General features: G+C 72.2%; 17 protein-coding genes. 7 read left to right on the forward strand and 10 right to left on the reverse strand.

Going from position 1 to position 16,771, the window contains the following annotated elements:
- Window positions 1-91: 91 nt before the first annotated feature.
- From cysS to ACFWFZ_RS24880, 4 genes are all read right to left on the reverse strand, one after another.
- On the reverse strand, window positions 92-1,492 hold the full coding sequence (gene cysS, locus ACFWFZ_RS24865) for a cysteine--tRNA ligase (RefSeq protein WP_387125075.1): 1,401 nt from the start codon (window positions 1,490-1,492) through the stop codon (window positions 92-94).
- Window positions 1,493-1,585: 93 nt separating this feature from the next.
- A complete protein-coding gene (gene ispF / locus ACFWFZ_RS24870) occupies window positions 1,586-2,092 on the reverse strand; it encodes a 2-C-methyl-D-erythritol 2,4-cyclodiphosphate synthase (protein WP_387125077.1) in 507 nt (168 codons plus the stop codon).
- A complete protein-coding gene (ispD, locus tag ACFWFZ_RS24875) occupies window positions 2,082-2,828 on the reverse strand; it encodes a 2-C-methyl-D-erythritol 4-phosphate cytidylyltransferase (protein ID WP_387125079.1) in 747 nt (248 codons plus the stop codon). The genes ispF and ispD overlap by 11 nt, the downstream gene beginning before the upstream one ends.
- Before the next feature lie 271 nt (window positions 2,829-3,099).
- Window positions 3,100-3,582: a CarD family transcriptional regulator gene (locus ACFWFZ_RS24880; RefSeq protein WP_003953493.1), complete on the reverse strand. Its 483-nt coding sequence runs from the start codon at window positions 3,580-3,582 to the stop codon at window positions 3,100-3,102.
- Window positions 3,583-4,209: 627 nt separating this feature from the next.
- On the opposite strand from ACFWFZ_RS24880, the gene ACFWFZ_RS24885 reads away from it, so the two are divergent.
- The gene (locus ACFWFZ_RS24885; protein ID WP_387125081.1) at window positions 4,210-4,896 is read left to right on the forward strand and encodes a DUF461 domain-containing protein; all 687 of its coding nucleotides are present in this window, start codon (window positions 4,210-4,212) and stop codon (window positions 4,894-4,896) included.
- A 271-nt stretch (window positions 4,897-5,167) separates the two neighbouring features.
- On the opposite strand, the gene ACFWFZ_RS24890 is transcribed toward ACFWFZ_RS24885, so the two are convergent.
- Window positions 5,168-5,848, reverse strand: a complete 681-nt coding sequence (locus tag ACFWFZ_RS24890; protein ID WP_046419660.1) for a response regulator transcription factor — start codon at window positions 5,846-5,848, stop codon at window positions 5,168-5,170.
- Window positions 5,849-5,889: 41 nt separating this feature from the next.
- Entirely contained in the window at window positions 5,890-7,086 is a 1,197-nt protein-coding gene (locus tag ACFWFZ_RS24895) for a sensor histidine kinase (protein WP_387125083.1), read from the reverse strand.
- A gap of 226 nt (window positions 7,087-7,312) precedes the next feature.
- Between ACFWFZ_RS24895 and phoU the strand changes: the two genes are divergently transcribed.
- Both phoU and ACFWFZ_RS24905 read left to right on the forward strand, forming a co-directional pair.
- The gene (phoU, locus tag ACFWFZ_RS24900) at window positions 7,313-7,990 is read left to right on the forward strand and encodes a phosphate signaling complex protein PhoU (RefSeq protein ID WP_387125085.1); all 678 of its coding nucleotides are present in this window, start codon (window positions 7,313-7,315) and stop codon (window positions 7,988-7,990) included.
- A 190-nt stretch (window positions 7,991-8,180) separates the two neighbouring features.
- A complete protein-coding gene (locus ACFWFZ_RS24905; protein ID WP_387125087.1) occupies window positions 8,181-8,330 on the forward strand; it encodes a hypothetical protein in 150 nt (49 codons plus the stop codon).
- Window positions 8,331-8,551: 221 nt separating this feature from the next.
- Here the strand turns inward: ACFWFZ_RS24905 and ACFWFZ_RS24910 are convergent, their stop codons facing one another.
- A complete protein-coding gene (locus ACFWFZ_RS24910) occupies window positions 8,552-9,112 on the reverse strand; it encodes a TetR/AcrR family transcriptional regulator (protein ID WP_387125089.1) in 561 nt (186 codons plus the stop codon).
- Between the two features lie 95 nt (window positions 9,113-9,207).
- Between ACFWFZ_RS24910 and ACFWFZ_RS24915 the strand changes: the two genes are divergently transcribed.
- Window positions 9,208-9,801 carry a DUF2867 domain-containing protein gene (locus ACFWFZ_RS24915; protein WP_387125091.1) on the forward strand — a complete coding sequence of 198 codons (594 nt, stop codon included), beginning with the start codon at window positions 9,208-9,210 and terminating at the stop codon, window positions 9,799-9,801.
- Window positions 9,802-9,870: 69 nt separating this feature from the next.
- On the opposite strand, the gene ACFWFZ_RS24920 is transcribed toward ACFWFZ_RS24915, so the two are convergent.
- The gene (locus ACFWFZ_RS24920) at window positions 9,871-10,629 is read right to left on the reverse strand and encodes a phosphoglyceromutase (protein ID WP_387125093.1); all 759 of its coding nucleotides are present in this window, start codon (window positions 10,627-10,629) and stop codon (window positions 9,871-9,873) included.
- Window positions 10,630-10,758: 129 nt separating this feature from the next.
- Here ACFWFZ_RS24920 and ACFWFZ_RS24925 point away from each other — a divergent pair, with 129 nt between their 5' ends.
- Entirely contained in the window at window positions 10,759-12,135 is a 1,377-nt protein-coding gene (locus tag ACFWFZ_RS24925; RefSeq protein WP_387125095.1) for an MFS transporter, read from the forward strand.
- Window positions 12,136-12,164: 29 nt separating this feature from the next.
- Here ACFWFZ_RS24925 and ACFWFZ_RS24930 read toward each other — a convergent pair whose 3' ends face one another.
- Window positions 12,165-12,686 carry a YbjN domain-containing protein gene (locus ACFWFZ_RS24930; protein WP_387125097.1) on the reverse strand — a complete coding sequence of 174 codons (522 nt, stop codon included), beginning with the start codon at window positions 12,684-12,686 and terminating at the stop codon, window positions 12,165-12,167.
- Window positions 12,679-14,064 (reverse strand): D-inositol-3-phosphate glycosyltransferase, encoded by a 1,386-nt coding sequence (gene mshA / locus ACFWFZ_RS24935; protein ID WP_386184501.1) that lies wholly within the window; start codon window positions 14,062-14,064, stop codon window positions 12,679-12,681. Before mshA ends, ACFWFZ_RS24930 begins: the two co-directional genes overlap by 8 nt.
- Before the next feature lie 250 nt (window positions 14,065-14,314).
- Here mshA and ACFWFZ_RS24940 point away from each other — a divergent pair, with 250 nt between their 5' ends.
- A complete protein-coding gene (locus ACFWFZ_RS24940) occupies window positions 14,315-15,136 on the forward strand; it encodes a class I SAM-dependent methyltransferase (RefSeq protein ID WP_387125100.1) in 822 nt (273 codons plus the stop codon).
- A gap of 209 nt (window positions 15,137-15,345) precedes the next feature.
- Window positions 15,346-16,449 carry an NlpC/P60 family protein gene (locus tag ACFWFZ_RS24945; RefSeq protein WP_387125102.1) on the forward strand — a complete coding sequence of 368 codons (1,104 nt, stop codon included), beginning with the start codon at window positions 15,346-15,348 and terminating at the stop codon, window positions 16,447-16,449.
- Window positions 16,450-16,771: the final 322 nt, after the last annotated feature.

Raw genomic sequence — 16,771 nt, forward strand, 5'->3', positions numbered from 1 at the left:
CTGTTTCGTTGGTGCTGCGATATGTACGTATGAAGAGTGTGCCGCCCGGAAGGCCGGGCGGCACAGCCGGACTGCTCCGGGTGCCGGGGGCTCAGCGGGGGCCGAGCGTCCAGCGCGGCCCCGTCGGGCTGTCCTCGATGACCAGACCGGACTGCTGGAGCTGGTCGCGGATGGCGTCGGCGGTCGCCCAGTCCTTGCGGGCCCGGGCGGACTCGCGCTGGTCCAGGACCAGGCGTACGAGGGTGTCCACGGCGCCGTGGAGGTCCTCGCCGCGGTCGGTCTCGCCGGCCCAGTGCGGGTCGAGCGGGTCCAGGCCGAGGACGCCCAGCATGGCCCGTACCTCGGACAGGCGGGCGATGGCCGCGTCCTTGTCGTCGGCGGCGAGCGCGCTGTTGCCCTGGCGGACGGCGGTGTGGACGATGGCGAGCGCCTGCGGGACGCCGAGGTCGTCGTCCATGGCCTCGGCGAAGGCGGGCGGGACCTCCTCGGCGGCCTCGACGGGGCCGCCGGCCTTCTCCACGACGCGCTGGATGAAGCCCTCGATGCGGGCGAAGGCCGACTCGGCCTCGCGCAGCGCCTCCTCGCTGTACTCGATCATCGACCGGTAGTGCGGGGTGCCGAGGTAGTAGCGCAGGACGATCGGGCGCCAGTGCTTGACCATCTCGGAGACGAGGACCGAGTTCCCGAGGGACTTGGACATCTTCTCGCCCGACATGGTGACCCAGGCGTTGTGCACCCAGTAGTTCGCGAACTCGTCGCCGAAGGCCTTGGCCTGGGCGATCTCGTTCTCGTGGTGCGGGAAGACCAGGTCGAGGCCGCCGCCGTGGATGTCGAAGGCCTCGCCGAGGTACTTGTGCGCCATGGCGGAGCATTCGAGGTGCCAGCCCGGACGGCCGCGGCCCCACGGGGTCTCCCAGGAGGGCTCGCCCGGCTTGACGGACTTCCACATGGCGAAGTCGCGGGGGTCGCGCTTGCCCGTCTCGCCCTCGCCGGAGGGCTGGAGCAGGTTGTCGAGCTCCTGGTTGGACAGGCTCAGGTAGCCGGGGAAGGAGCGCACGTCGAAGTAGACGTTGCCGTCGGCCTCGTAGGCGTGGCCGCGCTCGATCAGGCCGCGCATCATCTCGATCATCTCGGGGACGTGGCCCGTGGCGCGCGGCTCGTAGGTGGGCCGCAGGCAGCCGAGGGCGTCGTACCCGTCGTTGAAGGCCTGCTCGTTGTCGTAGCCGATGGACCACCAGGGGCGGCCCTGCTCGGCCGACTTCGTGATGATCTTGTCGTCGATGTCGGTGACGTTGCGGATGAAGGTGACGTCGTAGCCGCGGTACTCGAACCAGCGGCGCATCATGTCGAAGTTGAGGCCCGACCGGATGTGCCCGATGTGCGGGGCCGCCTGCACGGTGGCACCACAGAGGTAGATCGAGACGCAGCCCGGGACGAGCGGGGTGAAGTCGCGGATCTGCCGGGCGTTGGTGTCGTACAGGCGAATAGTCACGGCATCCAGGGTAGTGCGCCTGTAGCAGTGCCCCGCGACCTTTGAGGCCGCGGGGCCGCTTTGTTGCCGAAGATGTGCCGTCCCCTCGGGCGTTCAGGCCCGGTTCGTCCGGTACACGAGGGCGGTGGCGATGGCGGCGAGCCCCTCGGCCCGGCCGGTGAGGCCCAGTCCGTCGGTGGTGGTGCCCGATACGGAGACGGGGGCGCCCGCGGCGGCCGCGAGCGCCTTCTGCGCCTCTTCGCGCCGCTTGCCGATCTTCGGACGTACGCCGATCACCTGGATGGCGATGTTGCCGATCTCGAAGCCCTCCGCGCGCACGATCCGGGCGGCCTCCGCCAGCAGGGTGGCCCCGGCGGCTCCGGACCACTCGGGGCGGGAGGTGCCGAAGTGCGCGCCGAGGTCGCCGACTCCGGCGGCCGAGAAGAGGGCGTCGCAGGCGGCGTGCGCGGCGACGTCGCCGTCGGAGTGCCCGGCGAGGCCGTCCTCCCCCTCCCACAGCAGGCCGGCGCACCACAGCTCGCGGCCGGTCTCGAAGGCGTGCACGTCGGTGCCGATCCCGACGAGCGGGATCAGCGGTGCGGCGGCGGAGCTAGAACGCATCGGTGGCCCTCCTGCGGGCGAGTACGGCCTCCGCGAGGACCAGGTCGAGCGGTCGGGTGACCTTGAAGGCCTCCTCGTGTCCCGGGATCACCACGACGGGGACGCCGAGGCGTTCCACCATGCCGGCGTCGTCGGTGGCGCCCTCGCCGTCCACGGCGATCGCGGCGTGCGCCTCCAGGAGCGTGGCGAGGTCGAAGCCCTGCGGGGTCTGCACGGCGCGCAGCCGGGACCGCTCCGGCGTGGCGACGACCGGCTCGGGCTCGCCGGGTTTGCCGGGCTCGACCTCCTTGACGGTGTCCGCCAGCGGGAGCGCGGGGACCACGGCGCGGGCGCCGTCGCGCACGGCCTCGACGACGGCGTCCACGGTGTCCACCGGGACGAGCGGGCGGGCCGCGTCGTGGATCAGTACGGAGGTGACGTCCTGCGGCAGCGCGTCCAGGCCGGCCCGTACGGACTCCTGGCGGGTCTCGCCGCCGGGGACGACCAGGACCTCGGTCCGCTCGGGCAGCGCGTGCTCGCCCAGCGTCAGGCGCACCTCGGCCGCTTCGGCGGCGGGGGCGACGACCACCACGACGGACACCGCGCGGCAGCGGGCCATCGCGCGGACGGCGTGGACGAGCATCGGGGTGCCCCCGAGGGCCCGCAGGGCCTTGGGGGCGCCGGGACCGAGGCGTACGCCGCGGCCGGCGGCCGGGATCACCGCGGCCGTGCGGCGGGGGCGCGTTACGTCAGACATCAGTAGCTCCGAGCCAGGTTTCCGAGCCAGGTTTGTGACTTCGGCCGACATGGGTATGGCCTGAAGGGTGCCGGGTGCGACGCCCCTCGCCCCTTCCGTGACGACCGGTCGAGCACGCTGCCCGGGCCCGGCACGCCAGTGAGAAGTACGAGTACGGCAAGAGGTACGGATACAGACATGCCGCAGCGCCCGGCAACACGCCTCTCCTGGGGGAGAAGCCTTGTCATCGGGCACCGCGGCAAGCTGTGCACACCGTGCACGGGGCCTCGCGTCAGGACGCGAGCACCTCGTCGAGGAGGGCCTCGGCCTTGTCCTCGTTCGTGTTCTCAGCGAGCGCGAGCTCGCTGACCAGGATCTGGCGCGCCTTCGCGAGCATGCGCTTCTCGCCCGCGGAGAGCCCGCGCTCGCGCTCACGACGCCACAGGTCACGCACCACTTCGGCGACCTTGATGACATCGCCAGAAGCGAGCTTCTCCAGATTTGCCTTGTAGCGCCGGGACCAGTTCGTCGGCTCTTCGGCATACGGTGCACGCAGCACCTCGAAGACCCGGTCCAGCCCGTCCTGGCCGACTACGTCGCGAACGCCGACGAACTCCGCATTGTCCGCAGGCACACGAACCGTCAGGTCGCCCTGGGCGACCTTGAGCACCAAGTAGGTCTTGTCCACGCCTTTGATCTGGCGAGTCTCAATGGCCTCGATCAGCGCGGCCCCGTGATGGGGATAGACCACGGTGTCGCCAACCTTGAACGTCATGTGACAGGTACCCCTTCCGTGGCTATCCAGGGTAACACGAGAACTGACTGTTATGAATGGCGTTTTCGCAGGTCAGGGCACATCTCGGGGCTTGACAACAGCGACAGGAACGTGCTGCGGAAGGGTTCCGGAAGGGGGTATTCGCAGGTCGGGGGCGCTGCACGGACCAGGCGAAAGGGCCACGCCGCACCCCCCGCACACGCCCACCAGTGTGACGTACGTCCCGTTTTGCCGGTTTGAGAGTCGCGAAACCGAACTGCTCCGTTCGGCTGGCGAGCACCTGCGCGGCGGCGGGTTCCGGCCCAATCCGGAATTGATCACCGAGGGGTGTTCGAGGGAATCCCGGAATTGATCAGCGGGCGGCGGACGCACGATATGCGTGCGCCACATGATCGGCGAGGTGAACGGCAAGGTGAACCCCGGCCGGAATGCAAGATCGAGGACCACCCCCAGGGCGGCGGCCTCCCTGCGGAGGGTCGGGTGCGGGGGCGGGGCGGCGGCTCGGTAACCTAAGCGCGCTGACACACCCTTAGAGCGGCTTCGCCTCGGCCGTTCCGGGGGTACCTCCCAGCGGTTGCCGGGAGAGCCCACCCTCCGTTTCCGTTCGTCCAAGGAGTTGCCGCCGCCGTGAGCCGCAGCCTTCGACGCGGCGCCCTCGCCGCCACCGCCGTCGTGTTCTCGATCGCCTCGCTGGCCGCATGCGGTGCGGGCAACGACGCGCAGACTCTCCAGATCAAGCCGGACAACGCCGCCGCCACCAAGGGCGACATCGAGATCCAGAACGCTCTGGTGATCACCCAGGGCGAGAAGGACAAGAAGGGCCCGGCCGTCGTCTCGGCGACCGTCTTCAACAACGGCACCAAGGCGCAGACGCTTGACGGCATCACCCTTGCGGATGGCAAGGGCAAGGTCGCGCTGAAGCCGGCCGGGGGCGGCGGCAAGATCACCGTGCCGGCCGGCGGCTCCGTGGTGCTCGGCGGCGCGGGCAACGCCTCCGCCGTGATCGAGAACGGCTCCGAGGCCGCCAAGAACGGCGACGTGCAGAAGGTCGTCTTCCAGCTGAGCAGCACGGGCGGCGTCGAGCTGCAGGCCTTCGTGGTCCCGGCCACCGGCATGTACGCGGGCTTCGGCCCGTCCGCTGCCCCCTCCGCCACCCCGGCGGCCACGCCGTCCGGTACCCCGGCCGCCACCCCGGCCGCCGGCTCCACCCCCTCCGGCAGTGCCTCGGGCGCGGCCTCCGGCGCCCCGTCCGGGTCCCCCTCGGGTGCGGCCGCTTCGCCGTCGGGCTCCGCCTCGCACGCCGCGGGCCACTGACCCGGGTCACGGCGTAGCGCCGTACGCATACGGAAAGGGCCCCCGTCCGCACCAGCGGACGGGGGCCCTTCGCCTTGCCGCGGCGGGGGTGCCGCCTACGGCTCGAACGTGTAGCCGAGGCCGCGGACGGTCACCAGGTAGCGCGGCGCGCCCGGGTCCGGCTCGAACCCCTCCCGCATGCGCCCTCGCACGACGAGGCCCCTGGGGGCCTCACCGGCTTCGGGACACTGCGCCGGCCTCCGACCGGCCCGCAGGAACGCGGGGGTGCCGGCTACGGCTCGAACTTGTAGCCGAGGCCGCGGACGGTCACCAGGTAGCGCGGCGCGCCCGGGTCGGGCTCGATCTTGGCGCGCAGCCGCTTGACATGGACGTCGAGGGTCTTGGTGTCGCCGACGTAGTCGGCGCCCCAGACCCGGTCGATCAGCTGCATGCGGGTCAGCACGCGGCCCGCGTTGCGCAGCAGCATCTCCAGCAGGTCGAACTCCTTCAGCGGGAGGTCCACCTTGGCGCCGGCGACGGTGACCACGTGGCGGTCGACGTCCATCCGTACGGGACCGGCCTCCAGGGCCGCCGGGGTGACCTCCTCCGGCTCTCCGCGGCGGCGCAGGACCGCGCGGATGCGGGCGACCAGCTCCCGCGAGGAGAAGGGCTTGGTGACGTAGTCGTCCGCTCCTATCTCCAGCCCGACGACCTTGTCGATCTCGCTGTCCTTGGCGGTCACCATGATCACGGGGACGTTGGAGCGGCCGCGCAGCTGCCGGCAGACCTCGGTGCCGGGCAGACCGGGCAGCATCAGGTCGAGGAGGACGAGGTCGGCGCCGTTGCGCTCGAACTCGTCGAGCCCGTCGGGGCCGGTCGCCGCGACGGCGACCTCGAAGCCCTCCTTGCGGAGCATGTAGGACAGGGCGTCGCTGAAGGATTCCTCATCCTCGACGACGAGCACTCGGGTCACGGAAGGACCTCCGGGGCAGGGATGGCTGGAGCGGTTCTGGTTCAGGCTGGGGTCGGGTGGGTGCGGGGGGCCGCCGGGGCCGAGGCGGCTGCCTCGGGCAGCCGCAGGGTGAAGGTGGAGCCCTGGCCCTCCGAGCTCCACACCGACACCTCCCCGCCGTGCGAGGCGGCCACGTGCTTCACGATCGCAAGGCCGAGGCCGGTTCCACCCGTGGCGCGGGAGCGGGCCGGGTCCACGCGGTAGAAGCGTTCGAATATCCGCTCGCGGTCCTTCTCCGGGATGCCGATGCCCTGGTCGGTCACGGCGATCTCGATCAGGTCTCCCCCGGGGGCCGTCACCCTGCGTCCGGCGATTCCGACGCGGGTGCGGGCGGGGCTGTAGTTGACGGCGTTCTCGACGAGGTTTCCGAGGGCGGCCGCGAGCTGTCCGCGGTTGCCCCATACGCGAAGGTCGGCGGTGCCGCCGGCGGCCATGGTGATCTGCTTGGAGGAGGCCGTGTGGCGGCAGCGGTCGATGGCCTCGGCGACCAGCGTGTCCACGCGGACGGGCTCGGCGTCCTCCAGCGGGTCGTCGTTCTGCACCCGGGAGAGGTCGATGAGCTCCTGAACGAGGTTGATCAGCCGGGTGGACTCGATCTGCATGCGGCCGGCGAAGCGGCTGACCGCCTCGGGGTCGTCCGCGGCGTCCATGACGGCCTCGGACAGCAGGGAGATCGCCCCGACCGGGGTCTTCAGCTCGTGGGACACGTTGGCGACGAAGTCGCGGCGTACGGCCTCGATGCGGCGGGCCTCGGTGAGGTCCTCGACCAGGAGGAGCACCAGGCGGGAGCCGAGCGGGGCGACGCGCGCCGACACGGCGAGGGCCTCGCCCCGGCCGGTACCGCGACGGGGCAGGTCCAGCTCGACCTGCCGTATCTCCCCGTCGCGGCGGGTGTCGCGGGCCATGTGGAGCATGGGTTCGACGGCCAGCTTGCCGCCGCGTACGAGCCCGAGGGCGTAGGCGGCGGACGAGGCCTTGACGACGGCGTCGCCCTCGTCGAGGACCACGGCGGAGGAGCGGAGCACGGACAGCACGGTGTCCACGCCGGGCGGCAGCACCGCGTTGATGTCGGGGCGCATGGAGCTCCGGGTGGGGCGGGCCTGGTCGCGCTCGCTCCAGCGGAACGCCAGCATCGCGATGACGCCGGTGCACAGACCGGCGATCGCTGCAGCTGCGGCGACCGCCGCGTTCACGTCCATGGATCCAGGTTAAGCAGGCACGACGCCACTTCCACAGCCGTTCGGGTGGCACCTCGAACAGTCGTCGCCCAGAGTTCACCCTGGGGACGGGGTTGATTCACTTGTGGTGCCGGAGTCGGACGCGTTTGCGGCGCACCGTGTCAACGTGGGGCGGAAGGCCACCCCGGCCCGCCCCGGCCCGCCCCGGGCATTGCCGCAGTGACAGGTCGAGAGAGGGACACGAGACATGCGCGACGCGTACCACGAGGAACTGGACTCGATCGGAGAAGGCCTGGTCGAGATGGCCCGGCTCGTCGGTTCCGCGATCGGGCGGGCCACGACGTCCATGCTCGACGCCGACCTCAAGCTCGCCGAGAGCGTCATCGCCGCCGACCAGAAGGTCGACGACCTCCAGCACGACCTGGAGGCCCGCGCCATCGCACTGCTGGCCCGCCAGCAGCCGGTCGCCACCGACCTGCGGATCGTGGTGACCTCGCTGCGCATGAGCGCCGACCTGGAGCGCAGCGGCGACCTGGCCCAGCACGTGGCGAAGCTCGCCCGGCTGCGCTTCCCGGACCGCGCGGTCCCGCGGGACCTGCACGCGACGATCCTGGAGATGGGACAGCTGGCGCAGCGCCTGATGGCGAAGGCGGCCGAGGTCATCATCACGAAGGACGTCGACCTGGCGCTCCAGCTGGAGCAGGACGACGACGAGATGGACCAGCTGCACCGCACGCTGTTCCAGCACCTGATGGACGACCGCTGGAAGCACGGCATCGAGACGGCGGTGGACGTGACGCTGCTCGGGCGCTACTACGAGCGCTTCGCGGACCACGCGGTGTCGGTGGCCAAGCGCGTGGTCTACCTGGTGACGGGCGAGCACGCGGACGACCTCCAGCAGCCGACCCAGATCGAGGACGTCTGACGCAGCCGGGGCCCCGCCGGCCCCGGGCCGGCGGGGTGGCGGGGTGGCGGGGTGGGCGGCGGGCGGCGGGCCGCACCGAGCTTCCGTGCGCCGTTGACGCGCCGGTGGAGCTGGGCATGAATGAGGGCGAGGCGGTCAGTCGCACGAAGTCCCGCATGCCGCGGGGCACCGCCTCCTTCGAGGAGGAACCATGCCCGATTCCCCCGTCCCCATCACCCCTGAGCAGGAGCAGCCCGCGAAGCCCGAGCCGCTGCGGCTCCCGCTGCTCGCGGCCTGCGGCTGCGGCTCCGGCTGCGGCTGCGGCTGCCAGTCCGGTGCCCCCTGCCAGTGTGGCGGCTGACCGGGCCCACCCGGCTCGCCACCGCGCCCCGTACGCCGAGAGGCCCCCTGCCCGCGGTCGTCCCGCAGGCGGGGGGCCTTTCGCGGTCCCCGGCAAACTTTGGCGGTCACAGCACCAGTGCCGCGTCAGGCAACGGCACTAGGGTCTGTATCGAGTTGCCCCGTGGAGCAAGGAGGTGCGTGCCGGGCGTCGCGACGCCGCGGGGCCACTCGATACAGGCCCTAGCGCAGGAGCCATTTCCGGGTGAGCGCCATGACCTCCGCGCGGCTGCGGCCGCCGTGGTCCGCCGCGATGAAGTGGGAGCCGATCCGCAGGGAGAAGGTGATCAGGGAGCGGACCTCGACGTCGTCCTCGTCGGTGCAGAAGGCGCGGAACAGCGAGCGCAGGTACTCCATGCGCCGGCTGTCCGCGCGGCGCAGTCGCTCGGCGACGGCCTCGTCGCGGCGCGCCCAGTCGCGGATCGCCAGGTCGGCGTCGACGCCCACCACCGGCCCTTCCTCGTACGAGGCGACGATCGTGAACAGCCGGTCCAGCCTGGCCCGGGCGTCTCCCCCGCCGCTCTCGACCAGCTCGATCACCGCCTCGGTGACCTCCCGCTCCCAGGTGTCGAGCATCTCGGCGAGCAGCGCGCCCCGGCTGCCGAAGTAGCCGTAGAAGCCGCCCTTGCTGACGCCGAGCGCCTGCGCCAGCGCCTCGACGCGGACGGCCTCCGGGCCGCCGGCCGCCAGTGCCCGCAGTCCCTCCTCGATCCATTTGCCGCGTGGCGTGCGGGTCGCGCCCATGATGTGTCCTCCTCACCCGGACCCCATCTATACGGTGCCGTATAGAAGAGTGCTAGCCTCGTTCTATACGGCATCGTATAGATAGGGGCTTGCGCATGAGACTCCCCAGTTCCGCCCACACCTCGCGTCCCTGGCGCATCCACGAGATCGCCGGCGACTTCCGGATCGAGGACGTGTGGGCCCTGCCGACGCCCGGCGGGCCCGACGACCTCGCCCGACTGGTACGCCAGTTCGCGCGGGGCACGGGGGACCCCGTCCCCTCCCGCGTGGGACGGGCGCTCTTCGCGATCCGGTGGAAGCTCGGGGCACTGCTCGGCTGGGACGAGCCGTCCGACGGCCTGCGCTCGCGGGTACCGACGCTCCGCGACCGCCTGCCGGCCGACCTCCGCGAGGGCGAGCGCGGGCCGGACCTCACCGCGGCCCCGTTCACGTCCGTCTACCAGACGCACGACGAGTGGGCGGCGGAGATGGCCAACAAGACCATGCACGGCGTGATGCACATCGGCTGGGTCCCGGACGGCAGCGGCGGCCACCGCGGCCAGATGGCCGTCCTGGTCAAACCCAACGGCCTGCTGGGCGCCGCCTACATGCTGGCCATCAAGCCCTTCCGCTACCTGGGCGTCTACCCGGCCCTGCTCCGCTCGATAGGCAACGAGTGGCGGGCGAACACGCCGGCCGCCACGAACTGATCCGGAGAACACCGAGAAGCCCCCGCCCGCTGCGCAACAGCGGACGGGGGCTTCTCGTGGCGCAGGGGGCTACTTCTTGCCCTGGTTCTTCACGGCCTCGATGGCGGCCGCGGCCGCGGCCGGGTCGAGGTAGGTGCCGCCCGGGTTGAGGGGCTTGAAGTCGGCGTCGAGCTCGTAGACGAGCGGGATGCCGGTCGGGATGTTCAGGCCCGTGATGTCCTCGTCCGAGATGCCGTCGAGGTGCTTGACCAGACCGCGCAGGGAGTTGCCGTGCGCGGCCACCAGGACCGTGCGGCCCGCCAGCAGGTCGGGGACGATGCCGTCGTACCAGTACGGCAGCATGCGCTCGACGACGTCCTTGAGGCACTCGGTGCGCGGACGCAGCTCGTTCGGGATCGACGCATAGCGCGGGTCCTCGGACTGCGAGAACTCCGTACCGTCCTCAAGCACCGGCGGCGGGGTGTCGTAGGAGCGGCGCCACAGCATGAACTGCTCCTCGCCGAACTCCGCGAGGGTCTGCGCCTTGTCCTTGCCCTGAAGCGCGCCGTAGTGGCGCTCGTTCAGGCGCCAGGAGCGGTGCACCGGGATCCAGTGGCGGTCCGCGGACTCGAGCGCGAGCTGCGCGGTGCGGATGGCGCGCTTCTGGAGGGAGGTGTGCAGAACGTCGGGCAGCAGGCCGGCGTCCTTGAGCAGCTCACCGCCACGGACCGCCTCCTTCTCGCCCTTCTCGGTGAGGTTGACGTCCACCCAGCCGGTGAACAGGTTCTTCGCGTTCCATTCGCTCTCGCCGTGGCGGAGGAGGATCAGCTTGTACGGTGCGTCGGCCATGCGTACGAGCCTAATGGACGCGCGAGGGTGTCGATTGACGGCCCGGGTCAATTGAGTGGCGCCCCGAGCCCACCCCCTCGTAATGTGCCCATCGCCAGAGCGACGCTTACACCCTCGGGGGGATTCCGTATGTCCGCTGCCAGTCTGAGACGGGCTGCCCGGGAGAGCGTCTCGGGGCTGCCCCGGGCGTTCTGGTGGCTCTGGACGAGCACGCTCGTGAACCGGCTCGGGGCCTTCGTCGCCACCTTCATGACCTTGTACCTGACGCTGGACCGGGGCTACTCGGCCTCCTTCGCGGGACTCGTCGTCGCCCTCCACGGGCTGGGCGGGGTGGTGTCCTCCCTGGTCGCGGGCGTGATGACCGACCGTCTGGGGCGGCGCCCCACGCTGCTGGCGGCGCAGGCCTCGACCGCCTTCTCGGTGGCGCTGCTGGGCTTCATGGAGCACCCGGCGGCGATTGCCGCGGGGGCCCTTCTGGTCGGCATGACCTCGAACGCCTCCCGCCCGGCGGTCGCGGCGATGATGGCGGACATCGTCCGGCCCGAGGACCGCGTACGGGCCTTCGCGCTCAACTACTGGGCCATCAACCTCGGCTTCGCCGTCAGCGCGACCGCGGCGGGCCTGATCGCCGAGTACAGCTACCTGGCCGGCTTCCTCGGCGAGGCGGCCCTCACGCTGGCCTGCGCGGTGCTGGTGTACGTCAAGCTGCCCGAGTCCCGCCCGGAGCGCGGCGGAGCCGCCGCGTCCGGCGCCGCCTCGGGAAAGACGGGCGCCGGGGCGGAGATCGGGCTCGCTGCCGTGCTGCGGGACGGGCGGTTCATGGGCGTGGTCGGCCTGTCGTTCCTGATCTCGCTGATCTTCACGCAGGGCTCGGTCGGCCTGCCGGTGGCAATGGGGTCCGCCGGGTTCTCGCCCGGGGACTACGGCCTCGTCATCGCCGTGAACGGCCTGCTGATCGTGGTGCTGCAGATCCCGGTCACCCGCTTCATCGAGCACCGCGACCCGCAGAGGCTGCTGGTCGTCTCGGCGCTGCTGGCCGGCTACGGCTTCGCGCTGACGGCCTTCGCCGGACCGCTGTGGGCGTACGCGCTGACGGTGTGCGTGTGGACGCTCGCCGAGATCGTCAACTCGCCGACCCAGATGAGCCTGGTCGTACGCCTCTCGCCGGTGCACGGGCGCGGGCGCTACCAGGGCGTCTACACGATGTCCTGGGCGGTGGCCGCGCTGGTGGCACCGCTGATGGCGGGCTTCATGATCGACCGGTGGGGGGCGGGCCGGCTGTGGGCGGCCACGGGCGTACTGGGCACGGTGGCGGCGGCCGGCTACTGGCTGCTGATGCGGAACCTGCCCGAGGGGGACAGGGGTACGGACCCGGCGGCCGGTGGCGCCGCCGACCCGCAGGCGGCAAAACCGCTGCCCACCGGACCGGCTCCCGCTGAGCGGGCTCCCGCCGGACCGGCTCCCACCGGGCCGCTCCCCGCCCCGGACCCGGCCCGGGCGGGCTGACCGGAGCCGACAAGGCGGCGCCGTCGGTGTCAGTCGGCGGGGCCGCCGGGCTCGGTCGCCGGCTCTTCCTGCGGGCGCGTCAGGTGCTTGAAGGCGTCGAGGTTGAAGGTCGGCTCGCCGCGCGAGACCCGCCATTCGTACTCGCGCCGGATCGCGCTCGCGAAGCCCAGCTCCAGCAACGTGTTGAAGGAACCGTCCGCGGCCTCCAGCACCGTGCCGAGCAGCCGGTCGAGCTCCTCCGGGGTGACCACCGACAGCGGCAGGCGGGCCGTCAGATAGATGTCGCCGAGGCGGTCCACCGCGTACGCCATCCCGTACAGCTTGAGGTTGCGCTCCAGCAGCCAGCGGTGGACGCCCGCCTCGTTCTCGTCGGGGTGGCGGATCACGAAGGCGTTGACCGACAGCGAGTGCCGGCCGACCCGGATCGAGCAGGTGGTGCTGAGCTTGCGCGTACCGGGGAGCTGGACGACGTAGGTGCCCGGCCGGGGGCTCTCCCAGCTCAGCTCCGCGCCGGTGAGCGCGGTCTCGATGATCTCGGCGGTGTCAGCCATGGTGGGAGCGTACGCGACGGCGGTGATCGTGCATCGCCGCCGTGTAGACGTCGGCCGTGCCGGCGGCGGCCGTGTCCCAGCCGAAGAACTGCGCGTGCCGCGCCGCCTCGGCCCCCATCCGGTCCGCGAGCCCGGGCTCGTCGACGAAGCGGCGCAGCTGCCGCGCGTAGTCCGCCGGGTCGTGTCCGGGTACGAGGATCCCCGTGACGCCGTCGTTGACGGCGACGGGGAGCCCGCCGACCTCGGCGGCCAGCACCGGGGTGCCGGCGGCCTGGGCCTCTATCGCGACGAGCCCGAAGGACTCGCTGTAGGACGGCATGACCAGCACGGACGCCGCCCGGAACCAGTCGGCGAGGCCGTCCTGGGCGACCGGCGGGTGGAAGTGCACGAGGTCGGCGATGCCCAGCTTGGCGGCGAGCTTCTGCAGTCCCTCGGGCTTGGCGAGGCCGCTGCCGCTGGGGCCGCCGACGACGGGGACGAAGAGGCGGCGGCGCAGCGAGGGGTCGCGGTCGACGAGGACGGCGACGGCGCGCAGCAGGATGTCGGGGGCCTTCAGCGGCTGGATCCGCCCGGCGAAGAGCGGTATGACGGCGTCCTGCGGGAGGCCCAGGCGGGCGCGGGCGGCGGCCCGGCCGTCGCCGACGGTGAAGCGGTCGAGGTTCACGCCGGGGTGGACGACGGCCACCTTGGCGGGGTCGGCCTCGTAGTGGCGGACGAGCTCGTCGGCCTCTTCGGCGGTGTTGGCGATGAGGCGGTCGGCGGCGGAGACGATCTGGGTCTCGCCTATGACGCGGGCGGCGGGCTCGGGGGTGTCGCCCTCGGCCAGCGCCGCGTTCTTGACCTTGGCCATGGTGTGCATGGCGTGGACGAGGGGCACGCCCCAGCGTTCGGCGGCGAGCCAGCCCACGTGCCCGGAGAGCCAGTAGTGGGAGTGGACGAGGTCGTAGTAGCCGGGGCGGTGGCCGGCCCAGGCCTGCATCACGCCGTGGGTGAAGGCGCACAGCTGGGCCGGGAGCTCCTCCTTGGCGAGGCCCTCGTAGGGGCCGGCGTCCACATGCCGTACGAGGACGCCGGGGGCCAGCTCGACCACGGGCGGGAGTCCGCCGGTGGTGGCGCGGGTGAAGATCTCGACGTCGATGTTGATCGCGGCGAGGCGGCGGGCCAGCTCCACGATGTAGACGTTCATCCCACCGGCGTCGCCGGTGCCGGGCTGGTGCAGCGGTGAGGTGTGCACGCTGAGCATGGCCACGCGGCGCGGTTTGCGGTGGTGGCCGACGGCCGGCAGGCGCAGCCGGGGCGGTTCGTGGCGGGTGGCGGCGCGGGCGGCGGCGAGGCGCCCGCTGAGGCTGCCGCCGAGGCGGGACACGTACTGGCTCAAGGAAGCGCTTCCTCTCGGCTCGGACGGTGCGCGCTCGGACGCTCGGACGGCATGACGGACGCATGGCTGCGGCGGGCGCGTGGGGCGCCCTGCAAGGAGTGCAACCCGGATGGCCGTCCCCCGCATTCCGGGGTGCCCGGTTTTCCTGCGCGTTCCCCCTGTTTCCTGGTGCTTTCTCGGGGCGGGGCGTGCTTTTGAGGGCGTGCGGGCGGTTTTCACCGCGTGGGGGCGCTGCGCTTACCCTCGGCTCATGGCCTCCCGCAGTACCCCGTCACCCAGCCGCGCCCCCGGCCGTCCGGTGGGTTCGGTGACGCGCGGGACGACGAACCCGAACCGGTTGCGCCGGATGGACCGCTGGATCGCGGCCTCCCACGGGGCGGCGCTGCGGCGTGCGGGTGATCCGGTGGCGGTGGACCTCGGGTACGGGGCCGCGCCCTGGACGGCGGTGGAGCTGCTGGCGCGGCTGCGGGACGCGGCGCCGCGGGTGCGGGTGGTCGGCATCGAGATCGAGCCGGCGCGGGTGCTCGGGGCGAAGCCGTACGAGCGGGAGGGGCTGAGCTTCCGGCACGGCGGCTTCGAGGTCCCGCTGGAGGGCGGGGAGCAGGCGATGCTGATCCGCGCGGCGAACGTACTGCGCCAGTACGACGAGGAGCAGGTCGCCGAGGTCTGGGCGCGGCTGTGCGCGCGGCTGGCGCCGGGCGGGCTGCTGGTGGAGGGGACCTGCGACGAGATCGGGCGGCGGCACGTGTGGGTGGCGCTGGGGCCGGAGGGGCCGCGCACGGTGACGTTCGCGACCCGGCTGGGCTCGCTGGAGCGCCCTTCGGACCTGGCGGAGCGGCTGCCGAAGGCACTGATCCACCGGAACGTGCCGGGTGAGCCGGTGTACGCGTTCCTGCGGGACTTCGACCGGGCCTGGGCGGCGGCGGCTCCGTACGCCTCGTACGGGGCGCGGCAGCGCTGGATCCGCACGGCGCGGGCGCTGTCCGCGGACTGGCCGCTGGCGGACGGTCCGCGACGGTGGCGGCAGGGGGAACTGACGCTGCGCTGGGAGGCGTTGCGCCCGGTGGGGTGAGTGCGGTGCGGCGGGGAACCGGGGGCGGGGGGTGCCCCGTTGATCCGTGGGGGGCAGGGCTCGGGGTCCGTTGGGGCAGACAAGATCGAAACGGTATCCACAAGGGTGTCGGAATTCATCGACTCGTGGCACCATCCCGATGGCAGTGCGAAGTTACTGATGAATAGTCAGATCTGATACCAGGTCTGGCTCGGGTGCCTGGGGGGACCATGGGGTCGGTAAGGCGACGGCGAGGCGCAAGCTCTCTCGTGCTGCTGTGCGCGATGGCGGTGCTGACGGCACCGGGCCTGGCGACGGGCACGGCATACGCGGCGCCGGGGGCTCCGGCGGCGCCGGCCGTGCCGGGGGCTCCGGCCGCTCCCCTGCCGGGGCCGGGCGGCAAGTCCCTGGAACAGGTCCGCAAGGACATCGACGAGCTCTACCGGCAGGCGGGCACCGCGACGGACGCCTACAACCTCGCCGAGGCCGAGACCAAGACCCAGTCGGACAAGATCGTCGAGATCGCCAATCTGGTCGTCGCGGGCAAGGAGCGGATCGCCACGCTCAAGAGCCGCGCCGGCGCCGCGGCCCGCGCGCAGTACCGCTCGGGCGGCCTGCCGCCGGGCGCGCGGCTGGCGTTGAGCGAGGACCCGAACCAGTTCCTGGACGGGGCGGACCGGTTGCGGCAGGGCGAGAAGGCCGCCTCGGACCTCCTGTCCGAACTGGACCGCACCCAGACGGACTTGCAGCGCTACGCGGAGGAGGCGAGCGAGCGCTGGAAGAAGCTGGAGGCGAACCGGGTCAAGCAGGAGGAGTCCAAGAAGCAGATCGAGGAGAAGATCAAGGCCGCGGAGGAGCTGGAGAGCAAGCTGGAGGCCGAGGAGAAGGCCCGGCTCATCCAGCTGGAGCAGGAAGCCCAGTACCGGGCACAGACGGCATGGCTGTCCACGGGCGCGATGAAGGACGTGGGCGGCAAGGCGACGGACGCCGGCAAGCAGGCCGTGCAGTTCGCCACCGCCCAGATGGGGAAGCCGTACAAGTGGGGCGCGGTGGGCCCGGACTCCTTCGACTGCTCCGGGCTGACCTCACAGGCCTGGCGCGCGGCGGGGCGCGGTATCCCGCGCACCTCGCAGGAGCAGCTGCGGCTGCTGCCGAAGATCGCGCTCAAGGACATGCGGCCGGGCGACCTGATCATCTACTTCGACGACGCGAGCCACGTCGGCATGTACGTGGGCGACGGCGCGATGATCCACGCCCCCCGCCCCGGCCGCAACGTGACGCTGGCAGGAGCGGGCTCCATGCCGATCAAGGCAGTGGTCCGCCCGGACGCCTGACCCTGGCCTCCGGCCCGGTCTGCCGTTTGCGGGGCCCGGCCCTTGCTTCCCGACTGCGGGCTGGTGGCCGCGCCTCAAGCGCCGGCGGGGCTGGGGTGGTGTCCCTGGCCGGGGGCGTGACCCGTCGGGCTGGACGGTGGCTTCGGGTGGGGTGGTGCCCTTGTTCCCCGGCTGCGGGCCGGTGGCCGCGCCTCAAGCGCCGGCGGGGCTGGGGTGGTGTCCCTGGCCGGGGGCGTGACCCGTCGGGCTGGACGGTGGCTTCGGGTGGGGTGGTGCCCCTCCGGGGGCTCTCCTCGGCTCGGCGCGTGCGGGCACGTCTCGG

This window comes from Streptomyces sp. NPDC060232 (assembly GCF_042726555.1).
GTDB lineage: Bacteria > Actinomycetota > Actinomycetes > Streptomycetales > Streptomycetaceae > Streptomyces.

Excerpts from the sequence above, each read along its gene's own strand:
- ispF (WP_387125077.1), bottom strand. The coding sequence starts at position 2,092 with ATGCGTTCTAGCTCCGCCGCCGCACCGCTGATCCCGCTCGTCGGGATC.
- ispD (WP_387125079.1), bottom strand. The coding sequence starts at position 2,828 with ATGTCTGACGTAACGCGCCCCCGCCGCACGGCCGCGGTGATCCCGGCC.
- ACFWFZ_RS24880 (WP_003953493.1), bottom strand. The coding sequence starts at position 3,582 with ATGACGTTCAAGGTTGGCGACACCGTGGTCTATCCCCATCACGGGGCC.
- ACFWFZ_RS24895 (WP_387125083.1), bottom strand. The coding sequence starts at position 7,086 with ATGGACGTGAACGCGGCGGTCGCCGCAGCTGCAGCGATCGCCGGTCTG.
- phoU (WP_387125085.1), top strand. The coding sequence starts at position 7,313 with ATGCGCGACGCGTACCACGAGGAACTGGACTCGATCGGAGAAGGCCTG.
- ACFWFZ_RS24905 (WP_387125087.1), top strand. The coding sequence starts at position 8,181 with ATGCCCGATTCCCCCGTCCCCATCACCCCTGAGCAGGAGCAGCCCGCG.
- ACFWFZ_RS24910 (WP_387125089.1), bottom strand. The coding sequence starts at position 9,112 with ATGGGCGCGACCCGCACGCCACGCGGCAAATGGATCGAGGAGGGACTG.
- ACFWFZ_RS24915 (WP_387125091.1), top strand. The coding sequence starts at position 9,208 with ATGAGACTCCCCAGTTCCGCCCACACCTCGCGTCCCTGGCGCATCCAC.
- ACFWFZ_RS24920 (WP_387125093.1), bottom strand. The coding sequence starts at position 10,629 with ATGGCCGACGCACCGTACAAGCTGATCCTCCTCCGCCACGGCGAGAGC.
- ACFWFZ_RS24925 (WP_387125095.1), top strand. The coding sequence starts at position 10,759 with ATGTCCGCTGCCAGTCTGAGACGGGCTGCCCGGGAGAGCGTCTCGGGG.
- ACFWFZ_RS24930 (WP_387125097.1), bottom strand. The coding sequence starts at position 12,686 with ATGGCTGACACCGCCGAGATCATCGAGACCGCGCTCACCGGCGCGGAG.
- ACFWFZ_RS24940 (WP_387125100.1), top strand. The coding sequence starts at position 14,315 with ATGGCCTCCCGCAGTACCCCGTCACCCAGCCGCGCCCCCGGCCGTCCG.
- ACFWFZ_RS24945 (WP_387125102.1), top strand. The coding sequence starts at position 15,346 with ATGGGGTCGGTAAGGCGACGGCGAGGCGCAAGCTCTCTCGTGCTGCTG.